The organism is Streptomyces sp. NBC_01012, assembly GCF_045162755.1.
GTDB lineage: Bacteria > Actinomycetota > Actinomycetes > Streptomycetales > Streptomycetaceae > Streptomyces.
Genome location: NZ_CP108688.1, coordinates 876228 through 893115, shown reverse-complemented (window position 1 = coordinate 893115; position 16888 = coordinate 876228). Strand labels below are relative to the sequence as shown.

The 16888-nt window shown below is 69.8% G+C and carries 14 protein-coding genes and 1 pseudogene; 8 read left to right on the top strand and 7 right to left on the bottom strand.

Features of this window, described 5'->3' with window-relative positions:
• The first annotated feature begins 54 nt into the window (after positions 1–54).
• Complete coding sequence (locus tag OG623_RS03955) at positions 55–1059, top strand: GlxA family transcriptional regulator (RefSeq protein WP_406144308.1); 1005 nt, start codon at positions 55–57, stop codon at positions 1057–1059.
• Between the two features lie 7 nt (positions 1060–1066).
• Here OG623_RS03955 and OG623_RS03950 read toward each other — a convergent pair whose 3' ends face one another.
• Entirely contained in the window at positions 1067–1723 is a 657-nt protein-coding gene (locus OG623_RS03950) for a YceI family protein (RefSeq protein WP_406144307.1), read from the bottom strand.
• A 285-nt stretch (positions 1724–2008) separates the two neighbouring features.
• On the opposite strand from OG623_RS03950, the gene rph reads away from it, so the two are divergent.
• On the top strand, positions 2009–4603 hold the full coding sequence (gene rph, locus OG623_RS03945) for a rifamycin-inactivating phosphotransferase (RefSeq protein ID WP_406144305.1): 2595 nt from the start codon (positions 2009–2011) through the stop codon (positions 4601–4603).
• Positions 4604–4696: 93 nt separating this feature from the next.
• Entirely contained in the window at positions 4697–5626 is a 930-nt protein-coding gene (locus OG623_RS03940) for an alpha/beta hydrolase fold domain-containing protein (protein WP_406144303.1), read from the top strand.
• 78 nt (positions 5627–5704) lie between these two features.
• Here the strand turns inward: OG623_RS03940 and OG623_RS03935 are convergent.
• The 4 genes and pseudogenes from OG623_RS03935 to OG623_RS03920 form a co-directional block, all read right to left on the bottom strand.
• Positions 5705–6157 (bottom strand): annotated as a pseudogene (locus tag OG623_RS03935) (DinB family protein); the annotation flags it as partial.
• The gene (locus OG623_RS03930) at positions 6154–6621 is read right to left on the bottom strand and encodes an aldo/keto reductase (protein WP_406151670.1); all 468 of its coding nucleotides are present in this window, start codon (positions 6619–6621) and stop codon (positions 6154–6156) included. The gene OG623_RS03930 and the pseudogene OG623_RS03935, both read right to left, overlap by 4 nt.
• A gap of 109 nt (positions 6622–6730) precedes the next feature.
• Positions 6731–7168, bottom strand: coding sequence for a VOC family protein (locus OG623_RS03925; RefSeq protein ID WP_406144302.1), 438 nt, complete (start codon positions 7166–7168; stop codon positions 6731–6733).
• Positions 7169–7303: 135 nt separating this feature from the next.
• The gene (locus OG623_RS03920) at positions 7304–7921 is read right to left on the bottom strand and encodes a TetR/AcrR family transcriptional regulator (protein WP_406144300.1); all 618 of its coding nucleotides are present in this window, start codon (positions 7919–7921) and stop codon (positions 7304–7306) included.
• A gap of 84 nt (positions 7922–8005) precedes the next feature.
• On the opposite strand from OG623_RS03920, the gene OG623_RS03915 reads away from it, so the two are divergent.
• Positions 8006–8755, top strand: a complete 750-nt coding sequence (locus OG623_RS03915) for an SDR family NAD(P)-dependent oxidoreductase (RefSeq protein ID WP_406144298.1) — start codon at positions 8006–8008, stop codon at positions 8753–8755.
• Positions 8756–8859: 104 nt separating this feature from the next.
• Here OG623_RS03915 and OG623_RS03910 read toward each other — a convergent pair whose 3' ends face one another.
• Both OG623_RS03910 and OG623_RS03905 read right to left on the bottom strand, forming a co-directional pair.
• Positions 8860–9378 (bottom strand): lytic polysaccharide monooxygenase auxiliary activity family 9 protein, encoded by a 519-nt coding sequence (locus tag OG623_RS03910; protein ID WP_406144297.1) that lies wholly within the window; start codon positions 9376–9378, stop codon positions 8860–8862.
• Between the two features lie 634 nt (positions 9379–10012).
• Complete coding sequence (locus tag OG623_RS03905) at positions 10013–11089, bottom strand: Lrp/AsnC family transcriptional regulator (RefSeq protein WP_406144296.1); 1077 nt, start codon at positions 11087–11089, stop codon at positions 10013–10015.
• A 148-nt stretch (positions 11090–11237) separates the two neighbouring features.
• Between OG623_RS03905 and OG623_RS03900 the strand changes: the two genes are divergently transcribed.
• The 4 genes from OG623_RS03900 (at position 11238) to OG623_RS03885 (ending at position 16817) form a co-directional block, all read left to right on the top strand.
• Entirely contained in the window at positions 11238–12143 is a 906-nt protein-coding gene (locus tag OG623_RS03900; protein WP_406144294.1) for a polysaccharide deacetylase, read from the top strand.
• A 281-nt stretch (positions 12144–12424) separates the two neighbouring features.
• Positions 12425–13729: an MFS transporter gene (locus tag OG623_RS03895; protein WP_406144293.1), complete on the top strand. Its 1305-nt coding sequence runs from the start codon at positions 12425–12427 to the stop codon at positions 13727–13729.
• Positions 13729–14574, top strand: coding sequence for an SDR family NAD(P)-dependent oxidoreductase (locus tag OG623_RS03890; RefSeq protein WP_406144291.1), 846 nt, complete (start codon positions 13729–13731; stop codon positions 14572–14574). Before OG623_RS03895 ends, OG623_RS03890 begins: the two co-directional genes overlap by 1 nt.
• The gene (locus OG623_RS03885; protein ID WP_406144289.1) at positions 14571–16817 is read left to right on the top strand and encodes a 2-dehydropantoate 2-reductase; all 2247 of its coding nucleotides are present in this window, start codon (positions 14571–14573) and stop codon (positions 16815–16817) included. The genes OG623_RS03890 and OG623_RS03885 overlap by 4 nt, the downstream gene beginning before the upstream one ends.
• The last annotated feature ends 71 nt before the right edge of the window (positions 16818–16888 follow it).

The window sequence follows — 16888 nt, the reverse complement described above, 5'->3', positions numbered from 1 at the left end:
GATGGACGACTTCTGCAAGAATCTGGCCATGACCGCGAGAGGGGTGTGAACGCGATGAATCGGACGAGACACCAGGTGGTGGTGCTCGTGCGGCCCGGCCTGCTGCCGATGGAGCTCGGGATCGTGCACCGGCTGTTCGGGCAGGCGGTCTCGGCGTCGGGCGAGCCCCTGTACGACGTCGTCACCTGCACACCCCGGCCGGGTGTCGTACCGACCGACACGGACTTCACCATCAACGTCGCCCTCGGCCCCGAAGTGCTGGAGCGCGCGGACACCGTCGTCGTACCGGCCGCCGAGGAGGACTACGAGCCGCAGGACCGCGGCCGGATCGACGCCGATGTGGAACGGGCGCTGGCCCGGATCCCCCGCGGCGCGCGCGTGGCCTCCATCTGCACGGGCTCGTTCGTGCTCGCGGCGGCGGGGCTGCTGGTGGGGCGGCGGGCCACGACGCACTGGAAGTCCTGCGAGGAGTTCCGGTGCCTCTACCCGGAGATCGAGGTGGACGCCGATGTGCTGTACACCGATGACCGAGGGGTCCTCACCTCTGCCGGAGTGGCATCCGGCATCGACCTCTGCCTCCATATGATCCGGACGGACCACGGCGCCGAGGTCGCCAACAGGGTCGCCCGCGGAACCGTCGTACCACCGCACCGGGAAGGCGGTCAGGCCCAGTACATCGAACGCCCGGTCACCCCGCCCGAGCGGTGCTCGACGGGCCCGGCCCGGGAGTACGCGCTACGACACCTGGAACAGCCCCTGAGGCTCGACGCGTTGGCCGAACGCGCGTCGATGAGCGTGCGCACCTTCAACCGGCGTTTCCGGCAGGAGGCCGGGCTCACGCCCATGCAGTGGCTCGCCCAGCAACGCCTGGACAGGGCACGGCAGTTGCTGGAGAAAACAGACCTGCCTGTCGACCGGATCGCCGCCGACGCCGGATTCGGGACCGGCACCGCGCTGCGACAGCACTTCCACGCGACGCTGGGGGTGTCGCCACGCGCGTACCGCCGCACCTTCAGAGGCGGCGCGGCCCCCACCGACGGTACGGACACGTTGAGTTGACGAAGCGTCAGGCTGCCGGCGGGGTGCGGATGGCGGCGATGTCGAACTGCAGACGGAGCCTCTCGCTGACCATGGCGCCGCCCTCGGCCAGACGGGCGTTGTAGGTCAGACCCCAGTCGGAACGGTTGATGGTGGTCGTCCCGTCGAACCCGACGCGCTCGTAGCCGAAGGGATCGGTGACATGACCGATGTACGTGAGGTCCAGGATCACGGGCCGGGTGATGCTCCGGATGGTGAGGTCGCCGGTCATGCGGTAGACGTCCTTGCCGATGAGCTGTACGGCGGTACTCGCGAAGCTGATGTGCGGGTGCTTCGAGGCGTCCAGGAAGTCGCGGCCGATCAGATGCGCGTCACGCTGCTCGACCCCGGTGTCGACGCTCGCCGTGGCCAGGGAGATCTCCGCCCTGGACCGCGCAGGGTTGCGCCCGTCGAAGTAGAGGCGGCTCTCGTACTCCAGGAACGCGCCGCGGACCGTCGTCACCATGGCGTGCCGCACGGAGAAGCCGATCCTGCTGTGCGCGGGGTCGATCATCCACTCACCGGTGAGGGCCGCCAGGCCGGGATCGGGGAGAACCGCAGCAGTTGCGGCCGCCGGGGCGGAGGAGGGCTCCTCCATGGAGGGCTCCTGACGACGGAGCAGGGAGCTGCGGCTGAAGAGGTTCATAAGGCATGTAGTTACCCGCGCGTAAGCAGGGCCCGCAAGTCATGATCAACGAACCCGACCATCCCGGAGCGAACCTTCACACGGTGAACGACCTGTCGGATCAGGAGGGCCGAAAAGGCAAAGGCAAGGAGAGGTCTCCTTGCCACTATCAAGATATAGCGCACAGGGGGGCTTGCGGCAAGGCCCCTGTCCTGGCGCACAATCGTCGGCCAAGCCCACCACCTGCACAAACGCGCCGTCGCAGAGATGGGCGCGATGGGCCACAGCTGTCTCGGAGGCATCACGGTGAACGATCGGTATGTGTGGGACCTTCAAGAGGCCGACGAGACGCAGGCCGCCGTCGTCGGCGGCAAGGGCGCGCACCTGGGAGGGCTGTCGCGCATCGAAGGCATCCGGGTGCCGGGCGGCTTCTGCGTGACGACGGATGCCTTCCGGCGGATCATGGAGCAGGCACCGGCGATCGATGAACGGCTCGACGGGCTCGATCGGCTGTCGCGCCTGGACCCGGACGACCGGGAGCAGATCCGGGCACTCAGCGCGGAGATCCGCCGGACCATCGAAGAGACCGTCATCCCTGACGACATCTCAGCGGCGGTCACCCGAGCGCTCTCCCGGCTCGGCGAGCAGGCCGCCTACGCCGTCCGGTCCAGTGCGACGGCGGAGGATCTGCCGACGGCCTCGTTCGCCGGCCAGCAGGACACGTACCTGAACGTCGTGGGGCCGACGGCGGTCCTCCGGCACATCAGCCGGTGCTGGGCCTCACTGTTCACCGAGCGGGCTGTGATCTACCGCCGACGGAACGGCATCGACCACCGCACGGTCCAGATGGCCGTGGTCGTACAGCAGATGGTCCTCCCGGAGGCATCCGGCATCCTCTTCACGGCCGACCCCGTCACGGGCAACCGGAAGGTCGCCACCGTGGACGCGGGCTTCGGCCTGGGGGAGTCCCTGGTCTCCGGCCTGGTCAACCCGGACATCTTCACGGTCCGAGGCGACGGAGTCGTGGCCAGGACGATCGCCGTCAAACAGCGTGCCGTTCACGCCCTGCCGACGGGCGGCACGCAGGAAGTGGTGATCGACGCGCGGCGGCGGGAACAGCCGGCGCTGACGGACGAGCAGGCCGTGCGGCTCGTGCGGCTCGGGCGGCGGATCGAAGCACGCTTCGGGTGCCCCCAGGACATCGAGTGGTGTCTGGCCGACGAGGACTTCCACATCGTGCAGAGCCGGCCGATCACCACACTGTTCCCCATCCCCGAACGGGCCGACGACGAGAGCCACGTCTACGTCTCCGTCGGTCATGCGCAGATGATGACCGACCCCATGAAGGCCCTGGGACTCTCGGTGTGGCAGCTGACAGCGATGGCACCGATGTACGAGGCCGGCGGGAGGCTGTTCGTCGACGTCACCCGGCGCCTTGCCTCGCCCGAGAGCCGCGCCGCCCTCCTGGATGTCATGGGGAGAGGCGATCCGCTGGTCAGGGACGCGCTGGAGACCGTCATCGCCCGCACCGACGCTTTCGTCCCCCCTATTCTGTTGGCCCCACCGTTCCCGTCCGCCCCGACCGAGGCCGATCCGGCGATGGTCGCCGAGCTGATCGAGCGCAGCCGGGCGTCCGTCGCCGCCCTGGAGCGCAACATCAGGACGAAGACCGGACCAGCACTGTTCGACTTCCTGCTGGAGGCCTTCGAGGAGCACAAGCGAGTACTCGCCGAACCCCGGAGCCTTCAGGCGATCATGGTGGGGATGGAAGCCACCTGGTGGCTCAACGACACACTGCTGGAGTGGCTCGGCGAGAAGAACACGGCGGACACGCTCACCCTGTCCGCCCCCGGCAACGTCACCTCGCAGATGGGACTCGAACTGCTCGACGTCGCGGACGCCGTCCGCCCGCATCCGGACGTGGTGGAGTTCCTGCGGGGTGTCGAGGATGAGGAGTTCCTGGACGATCTGGCAGAGCTCCGGGGCGGGACCGAGGCACACGACGCGATCCAGGCGTACCTCGACCGGTACGGCATGCGCTGCGCGGGCGAGATCGACATCACGAGGCCACGGTGGCGGGAGCGCCCGACCACACTCGTACCCGCGATCCTCGACAACGTCAGGAACTTCGGACCGGGCGCCGCACAGCGACGCTTCGAGCACGGGCGGCAGGAGGCGCGGAAGAAGGAACAGGACGTGCTGGCACGTCTGCGTGCCCTGCCGGACGGGGAAAGGAAAGCCCAGGAGACCAAGCGGATGATCGACCGGGTCCGCAGCTTCATCGGGTACCGGGAGTACCCGAAGTACGGAGTCGTAAGCCGCTACTTCGTCTACAAGCAGGCCTTGTCGGAGGAGGCCGAGCGCCTCGTACGGGCCGGTGTGCTTCCCGAGAAGGATGACGTCTTCCACCTCACGTTCCAGGAGTTCCACGACGCCGTGCGGTCGCAGCAGGTGGATCACCGGCTCATCCAGCGGCGTAAGGACGCGTTCCGCTCGTACCACGCACTTACCCCGCCCCGGGTGCTCACCTCGGACGGCGAGGCCCTCTCCGGTGCGTACCGGCGCGACGACGTGCCGACCGGCGCCCTGACCGGGCTTGCGGTGTCCGCCGGGGCTGTCGAGGGACGGGCCCGCGTGATCCTGGACATGGCGCAGGCCGACCTCGAGGCGGGGGACATCCTGGTCACGGTCTGCACGGACCCCAGCTGGTCGCCGCTGTTCGTCGGCATCGCGGGCCTGGTGACGGAGGTGGGCGGCCTGATGACCCATGGCGCGGTGATCGCCCGGGAGTACGGTCTGCCGGCTGTCGTGAGCGTGGACGGGGCCACGCGGCTGATCCGGGACGGACAGCGGATCCGCGTGCACGGAACGGACGGCTACGTCGAGCTCCTGCCCGGGTGACGTCAGCGGGTGACATCTGCGGGTGACGTCAGCGGGTGTCGTCAGCGGGTGTCGCCGGGGGAGTGCCCGTGGGCGTCTCCCAAATGCGTTGCCGTGTCCGAAGAGCAGCTGATAGTTCTCTGCACCATGGACATCACCCGCATCCCCGCCGAGCCCGACGCCACCACGGCCGCCGGCGCGGTCATGGCGGAGCTGGCCGGCCTCGGGAACCGGTCCTTCGCACTGCCCGCCGACGCAGATCTGAGTCCCGTACTACCCGAGAGCGGGGGCGTGCCCACGGTCTGGGTGACGGCGGGCGGGGCGTCCCTGGAGGAGGGCGTCGTGCTCTACGTCCACGGCGGTGGCTTCGAGCACCGGATGCCGGAGCTGATGAACCTGACGGCCCATCGGATCTCACAGGCAACCGCCCGCCCCACACTGGTCGTTCACTACCGCCTGGCACCGGCCGACCCCTACCCGGCTCCACTGGACGACGTTCTCGCCGTCTACCGGAGCCTGCTCGACCAGGGGGTGCCCGCAGCGAGGATCGTCATCTTCTCGGAGTCCTCGGGTGCCACCCTGTCGCTGTCCGCCCTCCTCGCCCTGAAGGAGTCCGGCACCGCCCTCCCGGCCGCCGTCATCGCCAACTCCGCGATCACCGATCTCACCCTGTCCAGCCGGTCCATCGACGAGAACGCGGCTCACGACTCAGGTGTCGACCGCACCCTGCTCACCCGCCTCATCGGCCAGTACCTCGCCGATGCCCGCCCCGACCTGCCCCCGCAGTCCCCGATCCATGGCGCTCTCGACGGCCTCCCGCCGCTGTTGCTGACGGTCGGAGCGGCGGAGGCACTGCTGGACGACACCCTGCGTTTCGCACAGGCGGCATCGGACGCCGGAAGCAAGGTGTCGGTCGAGGTGTACGAGGCGATGCCGCACGTCTTCCAGCTCACGATCCTGTCCGACCAGAACCCGACGGGCCGACAGCTGCTGCAGAGCCTCACGCAGTGGGTCGCCGACTCCCAGGGCCTGTTGCGAACGTAAGGGCTGAACACACAGGGCCGGGGGCTCCGGGACGGCACTCAGCGGGGCCCGAGTCCTGTCCGTCCGTCCGTCAAGGAGTTCGCGGACGATGTCCAGATGGCCGGCGTGACGCGCGGTTTCCTCGATCATGTGCAGGACGATCCCGCGCAGGTCGGAGACTTCGTCCCCGAGGGGATCGGCGTGACGGCCCTGTGGGGGTGCCGACAACGGCGTGCGGGCGATCACGGCATCAGAGCGACGGCACTGTGCGTCGTAGAAGGCGAAAACCAGATCAGGTGGTCGTGGCGTCGTCAACGGGGCATGGTCGTCGGACCACGCCAACGGCTCGGCCGCCCCGGTGACGACCTCCTGGAACCAGTGCCGCTCCGCGTGCCCCAGGTGTTCGATGAGCCCAAGAGGCGTCCAGCCTGAGGGCAGGACCGACGTGGTCAGGGCTTGCGTGTCGAGGCCGTCGACAATGGCCAGCACGCTGGCCCGCTGCGCTGCGAGGAACGCCGACAGAGCCTTCTTCTCCTGGTCGTCCGAGTTCATGCGCGCATGATGGCAGCAGCCACTGACAATGCAGTGCCGTGTGCGCGGCAGCGGCAGGGGCGGCGAACGGGGCGGCGCCCTGTAGGTCTCTTCTCCGCGCGGGCCCTACGGGTGAGGATCACCGCTGACAACTGGCCTGAAACAGACACGCGGTGGCCACGCCACACGACATGATGGCCGTGCGTTACTACCGGGAGCCCGCCACAGGGCGCGACTTGTAGAAGGACTCTTCCAAGTAGGCGGCCGCATGCGGCTGGTAGGGCCCCTCCAGGTAGGCCGCCTCGGCCTCGTCGAAGTTCGATGTCCACCGCGGCGACCGCGGCGACCGCGTCGGCCAGCTGGGCCGGCTTGGTGACCCCGACGATGGGCGAGGTCACCGCCGGGTTGCGCATGACCCAGGCCAGGGCGACCTGGGCCGGGGACAGACCCCGCTTGCCCGCGATCTCGTGGACACGCCCGGCCACCGCCTGGTCCTCGTCGCGGTAGAGGATCCTGCCGGAGACTTCCAGTCCGGTCGTTCCGGGTTTGATGTATCGCGTAAGCACGGTGACGGTGCCCTATGCCGGTCGGGCGTCAGGTCTTCTTCAGCTCCTCGGCGAGCATCACCAGGATGCCGCTGGGGCCGCGGACGTACGTGAGCTTGTAGACGTCCTCATAGGTCGCCACACCGCGCAGCGGATGGCACCCGTGCTTTGCCGCTGTCTCAAGGGCCTTGTCGATGTCGTCGACCGAGAAGGCGACGCGATGCATGCCGATCTCGTTGGGACGGGTGGGCTTCGACTCGATCGCTTCGGGGTGGATGTACTCGAAGAGCTCAAGGCGACCGTGACCGTCCGGCGTCTGGAGCATCGCGATCCTCGCGTGATTGCCGTCAAGGCCGACGGCGGTGTCTGTCCACTCGCCGCATACCGTGTCGCGGCCGACGACCGTGAGACCGAGGTCGGTGAAGAAGGAGATTGTGGCTTCGAGGTCGCGAACGGCGATGCCGACGTTTTCCAGTCTGATGGCCATACTCCGGATACTACCGAGCCGCGATGTCGCCGAAGAGGGGCGACGCGCACCGTGGGGGCGGCCGGTGGCGCGTCACCGGGTCACCGCGTCACCGGGTGCCCGCCGCCCGCCTCGGTGGACACGGCCGAAGCAAGCTCAGGCAGGTGGCCAGCTGTGGAGGGCGGCGTCCGCGACGCGTTGGAGTTCGTCGCGGGTGGCGCCCGTGGCCGCCTGGACCGCGATCCCGTTCGCCATGGTCATGAGGTAGCGGGCCAGGGTCTCCGGGTCGGTGCCGGCGGGCAGATCGCCTTCGTCGATGGCTTGTCGAAAGCGGTCACGAAGCTGTGCCCGGCTGTCGTCGCGCCATGCGGCGAGCGCTTCACCGGCGCCCGGTCCGAGGTGTCCTTCGGCCAGGAAGCCCTGGACGCCGAGGCATCCGGCCGGGCAGCCCGCCCGGGTCGAGGCGTCGATGGAGCCGGTGAGGTAGGCGGCGGCCACCCCTCTGGCGGTGGGCTCCCGCAGTGCGCGGGTGCTGTAGGCGGCGGGGCCCTCGGCGTAACGTTCCAGGGCCTTCCGGAAGAGGTCCTCCTTGTTGCCGAAGGCCGCGTACATGCTGGTCTTGGTGATTCCCATGGCACGGGTCAGGTCGGTGAGGCTGACGCCGTCGTAGCCGTGCTCCCAGAAGAGGACCATGGCCCGTTGCAGGGCCTCATCGGCGTCGAAGCCCCGCGGCCTACCGATCGGTGCCTTGCGTGTCTCTTCCACGCCTCCCATCCTACCCTTTCTGTACCGATCGGAACGGAAGTGCTACGGTCGAGTTCTGTTCCGATCGGAACAGAATGAGGAGGCGGTCAAGGCATGGGAACACTCGAGGGCAGGACGGCTGTCGTCACGGGCGGCGGAACGCGGGGGATCGGCCGGGCCACTGCCACACGGTTGGCGGCCGAAGGGGCGCACGTATTCATTACGGGGCGGCGTGAGGCCGAGCTGAAGGATGCCGTCGAGTCCATCGGCTCTGCTGTCACCGCGGTGCCGGGTGACATCACGAACGCGGCCGATCTGGACCGGCTGTACGACGCGGTACGTGAGCGGGGGCGAGGCCTGGACGTATTGTTCGCCAACGCGGCCACTGCCTCGTTCGCGACACTGGAGCAGACCGTCGGCGAGGAGTTCGACCGCATCTTCGAGGTCAACGTCAAGGGGACGTTCCTGACCGTGCAGAAGGCACTGCCGCTCCTCAACCACGGCGCTTCGGTCATCCTCAATGCCTCCACGGCCGCCGACAACGGCACGCCGGCGTTCGGGGCGTACGCGGCGTCCAAGGCCGCTGTCCGGTCCTTCGCGCGGACCTGGGCCAATGAACTCAACAGCCGGGGCATTCGCGTCAACGCGGTCTCACCCGGGCCGATCGACACCTCCGGCATCACCGAACTCGTCGGCGAGGAGAACTCGGCCGCGTTCAAGGCGGACATCGGCGCCAAGGTCGCGATCGGCCGGGTCGGACGTCCGGAGGAGGTCGCCGCCGCAGTGGCCTTCCTCGCCTCCGCGGACAGCACCTACATGCTGGGTGCCAACCTGTACGTCGACGGCGGCGAGAACCAGATCTGAGGTGGGGGAGCCTGCCGATGGCGGGGGCCGTCTCCGGGCTCGACGCGGAGCTCGGGAGGGGCTTCTCACGCAAAGCCCCTCCCGGTCTCACTCCACTTGGTGTGTCAGCCGCCGACGTTGACGTCGATGCAGGCGTAGAACGCGTTGTCGGTGTCGGCCACGTTCCACACGGCGAGCACCTTCTGCTGCCCGGTGAGGCCGCCGAAGTCGACGTCGTGGTTCACCACGGCGCCCGGCTTCGCGCCGCCGTCGTCGAATACCGCGATCTGCTGACCGCCGGCGTAGTACTCCCAGGTGCTGGTGGAGTGCTGGGCGGTGAGCTTCCAGGAGAACGTCGTGTTCTTCGGGACCGAGGTGACGGCCCAGCCCTTGCTGTCGTCGTCCAGCTCCGAGAAGCGGCTGTTGCCGCCGCTGCAGCTGGTCAGGCCCTTGGGGCCTTCCACGCTCTGGGGCTCGTAGGTGATGTCCCCGCAGGACACCGTGCCCGCGGCGCACTGGGCCTGCCGGCTGGGCGGATCCGAGATGTAGCCGTGGGCGCTCGCCGAACCGGCGGGGAGGCTGATCGCGATGACGGGGGCCAGGGCCGCACCGATCAGTGCCGCTGTCTTCCTGCTGGCGTGCATACGTACTCCTTCACATCAGGCCGCCCGGGGCATGTGCGGTCATATGTGGGGGGTGCCCGCACATGCCGGGGTACGGCCTCTGGGTGGGGGGCCAAGAGGCGCGAAGGTCCACGCGCACTCACCGTCCTCGTCGGCGTGCGGAAACGCCGAGTGGGACCAACTCCGCAAGCGGAGCGGTGAGTTCTTTGGTATAGACCATACAAGTAGACGTGTTCGTGTCAACCTCTCTCGCGGCATGCGTCCAAGGGCACCGTTCGGCCCGCTCCTGCTCCTGGCCGCCTCACCGGCTTCTGCGGGCGCAGGCTCCCTGTGGCCTCTCCCAGGCCTCGGCGAGGGTGACCGCACGGAGTCGGCGCGTACCTCGGTTCACCGCTCGGCTGTGCGCCGTACCGTGACCTGCCGGTGCGTGGAGGCTGGGAATGAGGAAGGCCCCCTGCGCCAGGCGCTGCCGGGGGCCTGACTCATACCGCGAAAAGCTAGGCGAAGACCTTCTTCCAGGCCATCCCGCCGAAGTCGCGCACCCACTGCCCACCAGCGCCATGCCGCTGAACCGGGCGATCACCGCCGTGTGGGCCGGTGACGGGGCGCGGATGCGTGGTACGCGTCGCGCCACCGCCGGCCGGGCGCGGGCTCGTCAGCGGGCCGGGGGTGCGATGTCCCCGTCGTACCAGGGATCGATGGGCGCGCTCTCCAGGCGGCGTCCCATCTCGTCGAGGATCCATCCCTGCCGCTTCCTGGTCCGCAGGACGATGCCGTGGTCGGCGATCTCCAGCCCCGGGCACCCTGTGACGAGCCGGTCCTCCAGATCGTGGGCGCTGTCGACCGAGTGCAGCCAGGTGGAGAGCAGCATGTTCGTCTCGCCGCTGGTGGCGGTCAGCAGCCGGACGTCAGGTATCCGTCCGAGCTGCTCGAAGATCCGCCGCCGCTGGGCGACCGGAGCCTTGGCCCACATGAGCGAGGTGACCGGCCAGCCCGTGATGTGCTGGGAGATCTCGCAGCGGAAGGCTACGGCACCCGTACGCTCCAGCCGTGCCAGCCGCCGTCGGACGGCGGTCTGGCTGGTGCCGGTGCGCTCGGCCAGATCGGTGACGGGCAGGCGGCCGTCCGGGGCGAGGGCCAGCAGCAGCTCCCGGTCCGGGCCGCTGAGTGGCCCGGGGGCGGCCTGCCGGGGCGCGGTCTCGTCCGCGACGGCCTGGAGCAGGAGCTGCTGCGCGCGAGACAGCGCATCCAGCCGCCAGTCGCTGCCGGAGACGAGGATGCGCGTGGTGATCTGGGTGTTCACCCGTATCACCCCCGGCAGCCGGCTCACCCCGTCCAGGATGAAGCGGGACAGGCTGGGCAGGTCCTGGGTGACGGCGTTGACGTGGATGTCGCGCCCGCTGGCCAGCTCCATGACGGACTTCGTCCGCGGGTCCCGGGCCAGCGCGAGCGCGACGCCGCTCCGGGCGGAAGGCCCGCAGTCCACGTCGATGAAGGCATTGCACAGGGACCGCCACAGGGCGGGGCTGCCGGTCGCCGTCACCCATGCCAGGCCCCGGTCGGAGATCCGCCCCCAGCGGCGGGCGACCGTCACCGAGCTCAGCCCCAGTACCTCGCCGATCGCCGTCCACGATGCGCGGGGCGCGATCTGGAGCGCGTGGGCGATGGCGAGGTCTGTCTCGTCGAGCTGTGCCTGCAGCGCGGCGGAATCCTTTACCTGAAGGTGCCTCATGGCGATTCTCAACGATTTCCGGGGTTGATGAATAGGAGACGGCCACCATGGTGCACCACCGGCGGGCCGCGCAAGAGCGGCGAGAGCCGGAAGGCAAACGTTACGAACCCTCCCAGAACACTTTTCTCTCACGGAAGGCGGGATCCTGATGCCGCAGAGCGAACAGCAGCAGCCGTGGGAATGGGACGAGCAGACCTGGCGCGGTCATGTCGGACGCGTCCGAGCCGGGCGCTCCCTGGCGCCCGGCAGCTGGCCCGGTGGGGCCCGCTGTGCGGTGGCGGTGTCCTTCGACTCCGACCACGAGACCCCGGCCTTGCGGGACGGCGAGACGAGCCCGGCGAAACTCGCCCAGGGCGAGTACGGCGCCCGCGTCGCCGTGCCGAAGATCCTCGCCCTGCTGGAGCGGCACCGCGTTCAGGCGAGCTTCTTCATGCCCGCCGTCTGCGCGCTGTTGCGTCCGCAGGAGGCCAAGTCCTACACGGCCGGTGGACACGAGCTGGCGATCCACGGCTGGATCCACGAGCGCAACACTCTCCTCTCCCCGGAGACCGAGCGGGAGCTCCAGTTCCGCGCAGCCGACACTCTGGAGCGGATCGGCGGCGTACGCCCTGTCGGTATCCGCACCCCGAGCTGGGACTTCTCACCGCAGACCCTGGCGATCACCCGTGAGATGGGCCTGCTGTACGACTCCTCGCTGATGGCCGACGACGAGCCCTACGAGCTGGTCGAGGACGGCGAGGCGACCGGCGTGGCGGAGATCCCGGTGGAGTGGATCCGCGACGACGCGCCGTACTTCATGATGGAGCGTTTCGGCTCGCTGCGTCCCTACATCGCGCCACGGGACGTGCTCCGGATCTGGCAGGACGAGTTCGACGCCGCGTACACGGCCGGCGGCCTCTTCCAGCTCACCATGCACCCGCACATCATCGGTCACCGCTCCCGGCTGGTCGTGCTCGACGAACTGCTCGCGCACATCGCAGAGCACACCGGAGTGTGGTTCGCCACCCACCGCGAGGTCGCCGAGCACTGCCTCGCGCACCAGCGGCAGGCCTGACCCGCAGCCCCCGCGGCCCACCACGGGCACCTCGTACGCGTACCCGCGTCACCGCCCACACTCCGGCGTACCCACACCCGGATGCCGCACCCCGTCCGCGCACACCACTCTCATGTGCGCTCCCTCGTACGCGCACCCGTCCCCCGGCGCGCCCAGCACCATGGCCGTGCCCGCCCCGCGATGTCGTGATGAAACCGTCCCCACCGGGAACACCCGCGCCCGCTGCCCGGACCCCGGTCCGTCTCCTGAGAAACACCCCAAGGAAGGCGAGGACCCTCCTCGTGAAAACCGACGCCGCCGCATCCGGTACCGCTCCGTCCCACAAACTGACGCCCAAACAGCGCAAGGCCATCGTGGCCGGCTCCGTGGGCAACACCGTCGAATTCGTCGACTGGGCCCTCTACGGCATCTTCGTGAAGATCATCGCGGATGTCTTCTTCCCCAAGGCCGAAGGCGCGGTCGCACTCCTGTCCACGCTCGCCGTCTTCGCTGTCGGCTTCGTAATGCGACCGGTGGGTGCCGCCGTCCTCGGCGCGTACGCCGACCGGCACGGCCGCAAGAAGGGGCTCTCCCTCACCATCGGCCTGATGGCGGGCGCCGGTCTCATCATCGCGATCACCCCCGGCTACGAGACGATCGGCATCGCGGCGCCGGTGATCCTGCTGCTCGCACGGCTGGCCCAGGGCTTCTCCGCGGGCGGCGAGTTCGGCTCGTCCTCGGCGTTCCTGGTCGAGTCCGCGGCGCCCGGACGGCGGGCCTTCGCCGGTTCCTGGCAGCAGGTGTCGGTCGCGGGCGGCGTCCTGATCGCCTCACTGCTCGGCACCGCCTTCACCTCGCTGCTCAGCGACGAAGCCCTGCGCAGCTGGGGCTGGCGGGCCGCCTTCGTGATCGGCGCGTTGCTCGGCCTCGTCGGCCTCTGGCTGCGGGTCACCGTCGAGGACACCGAGTCCTTCAACGAGGCCAAGGCCGGGGGGCAGGACCGGAAGAACCCGCTGAAGGCCATGTTCGTCGAGCACCCGGCCGCCGCGCTGCGGGTCGCCGGCATCACCATCGCCGGCACGCTGACCTACTACATCTGGGTCAACTACCTTCCTACGTACGCCAATCTCACCACCGGCATCCCGCTGAAGCAGGCGCTGCTCTCCCAGACCCTGTGCCTGCTCATTTTCATCGTGGCGCTGCCCTTCGCCGGGCTGCTCTCCGACAAGCTGGGGCGCAAGCCCACCCTGGTGGGTTTCGCCGGGGGCTTCGTCCTCCTCTCCTGGCCGATGCTGCACTTGCTGAACGACAGCTTCCTGGTCCTGTTCCTGGTACAGCTCACAGGCATGCTGCTCATCCTCGGCTACTCCGCCAACTGCGCGGTGATCATGGCCGAGCAGTTCCCGCCGGAGGTGCGGTCCACCGGTATCGCCCTGCCGTACGCGCTGGCCGTCGCCGTCTTCGGCGGCACCGCCCCGTACGTCACCACCTGGCTGAGCGACTCCGGCCACGCCGACAAGCTCTGGCTGTACGTCTCCGGTGCCGCCTTGCTCTCCCTCGTCGTCTACCTGACCATGCCCGAGACGAAGGACAAGGAGTTCTCCTGATGACGCACGTACTGGTCACCGGCGCCGCGAGCGGTATCGGACAGGCCATCGCCGAACACTTCGCCGCGACCGGCCACACGCTGACCCTCGTCGACATCGACGCCGACCGCCTTGTGGCGACGGCGAGCGCGCTGGGCGGGGCCCACCAGGTACACGACCTGCGCACCGCAGGCGGCCCGGCCGCCGCCGTATCCGGTGCCTGGGACGCCCACGGTCCGGTGGACGTGCTGGTCAACGCGGCCGGTGTCTACCCATCGCTCGACATGGCCGAGGTCACCGCCACCGAATGGGACCGGGTCTTCGCGCTCAACACCCGGGCACCGGTCCTCGCCACGGCCGAATTGGCCCGCCGCGCGGCTGCTTCAGGACGGAGCGCGTCGGTGGTCAACATCTCCTCAGGCTCCGCATTGCGCGCCCGGCCGGGCGGCGGCCCGTACGCGAGTTCCAAGGCCGCGCTGGAGATGGCAACCCGCGCGGCGGCTCTCGAACTCGGCCCGTACGGCATCCGCGTCAACGCCGTCAGCCCCGGCTTCATCGGAGTGGACAGCGCCTGCAACCCCGTCACCGACGAATACGCCGCAGCCGTCTCCGTCAATCCCCTGGGACGGCCGGGCACCCCGGCGGACATCGCACGCGCCGTAGTGTGGATCGCCGGCCCCGAAGCCTCCTGGGTGACCGGGGAGATCCTGCGAGTGGACGGCGGCAGCGGTACGGGCGCGAGCCAACTGCCACGGCTGTGGCCACCAGCGGGCGGCGAGACCGCCACCGCCCCTCCGGCCACGCACACCTCCCCGCAGCCGCTCCAGGGGGCGGCCGAAGACACCACGAAGGGACACACCTCATGACCGGCGACGCCTACACTGTGGTCGGAGCGGGTGCCATCGGAGGCACGCTCGCCCACCATCTCGCGGCGGCCGGACACCACGTCACGGTCATCGACACCGACGCGGCCCACGTGGCCGCGATCCAGGCGGAGGGCCTGGCCATCCTGCGCGGGGAGGAGCGTGAGAGCGTCCGCCTGGACGCCACCACGCCTGACGCGTACCAGGGGCCGCCGCTCGGCCGGGTCCTGCTCAGCGTCAAGGCACAGGCCACCGGGGCGGCCATGGAATGGATAGCGCCCCGCCTCGCCCCGGACGGCTATGTCGTCTCCGTGCAGAACGGTTTCAACGAGGCGCTGATCGCGGAGCACGCCGGCACCGGCCGTACCCTCGCGGCATTCGTCAACATCTTCGCCGACCTCGTCGAACCGGGGGTGGTGCGGGACGGAGGACCGGGCGCGTTCGTCATCGGGGAGTGCGGCGGCGCACCCGTTTCGGACCGGGTTCGAGCTCTCGTCGCCGACCTCCAGGCATGGGGCCCCGCGCGGGCCGACGACAACGTCGAGGGCTACCTGTGGGCCAAGGCGGCGTTCGGCGCGATGCTCTCGGCCACCGCGTTGGCCGACGCCCCCATGGCCGACCTCATGGACCGCCATCGCGCCACCATGTACGCGCTGACCGCCGAGGTGTACGCGGTGGCCGAAGCGGCAGACGTCCGTCTCGAGTCCTTCGACGCCTTCGAGGCGGCGGCCTTCCGGCCCGACAACGACCCCGCCCTGCGGGATGCGGCCTGCGACCGGCTGACCGCGTGGCTGCGTACCCAGCCCAAGGACCGCAGCGGCATCTGGCGTGACCTGGCCGTCCGCCGCCGCCCCGTGGAGGTCACCACGCACTACGCCCCGGTGTTCGAGCAGGCGCGGCGCGCGGGGCGGGACATGCCGGTACTCCGGGCCGTCGTGGACGGTCTGCGGGAACTGGAGAAGGACCCCTCGGCCATGTCCGAGTCCCGCCTGGACGTCCTCGACCGGCTGGCCGTGGCGGCCGGCCGGGGTACGGCCGCCGAGGCCTCCGCAGGTCATGGTCTGCCGACATCCCCCGTGCTCACCGAGGCCCAGGCCGTCGCCGTACAGCGCTGGCTGGACCAGCACCATGACGCGATGGACGCCGACCTCGCCGCCTACACCTCCCAGGAGAGCTCCAGCGAGGACACCCTCTCCCTCGCGGCCTGCCTCGCCTGGGTCCGCGGCTGGCTCGACACCACCCTCGGTGCCCCCACGGCCGAGGAGCTGATCCCCCGCGACGAGGCGGGCGACATCCTGATCCGCCGCTACGCGGGCTCGGGCCCGTCGTCCGGTGCCCCGCTGCTGCTCGTCGGCCACTACGACACCGTCTGGCCCACGGGGACCCTGGGTGAGTGGCCCTACCACCGGGAGGGCGACCGCATCTCCGGCCCCGGTGTGTTCGATATGAAGGCGGGACTCGTCCAGGCAGTCTGGGCGCTGCGCGCGCTCACGGCGCTGGGTCTGCCGCGTCCGGAGTGCACCTTGCTGCTCAACGGTGACGAGGAGACGGGCAGTCAGTCGTCCAGCGACGTCATCGTCGCCGAGGCCCGGAGGTCCCGGGCTGCGCTGGTCTTCGAGGCGAGCGCGGACGGGGCTGTGAAGACGACCCGCAAGGGGGTCGGGCTGTTCTCCCTCACCGTCACCGGCGAGGAGGCACACGCCGGACTCGACCCGACGCGCGGCGCCAGCGCGGTCAACGAGATGGCCCGTCAGGTGCTCGCGCTGGAGGCCCTCGCCGACCCGCAGGCCGGTACCACGGTCAACGTCGGTGTGCTCCGCGGCGGGACCCGCAGCAATGTCACCGCGGGAGAGGCCACCGCCCACCTGGACATCCGCGTGGCGACCGACACCGAACGCGCCCGGCTGGACAAGGCCCTGGCCGCGCTCGCCCCGGTCGACCCCAGGACCGGCCTCAACGTCGCCGGTGGCTGGAACCGCCCGGTTTTCGAGCGCACCGAGAGCGTCGGGCACCTGTTCGCGATCGCCCGGCAGTGTGCCGCCCCACTCGGGCTCGACCTGCGGGAGACTGCCGTGGGCGGTGCCAGCGACGGGAACTTCATCCTGGCCGCGGGCACACCGGTACTCGACGGACTCGGCGCGGTGGGGGGCGGCGCACACGCCCGCAGCGAGCACGTGACACTGAGCGGCATGGTCGAACGCTCGGCGCTGACGGCCGGAATCCTCGCGGCCTTCGCCACGGCCTGACGGTTTCCCGCACCTCGTCCCGGTGGGGTTGGTCCGACCGCGCAGACGGGGCGGACCTGCCCCACCGGGAC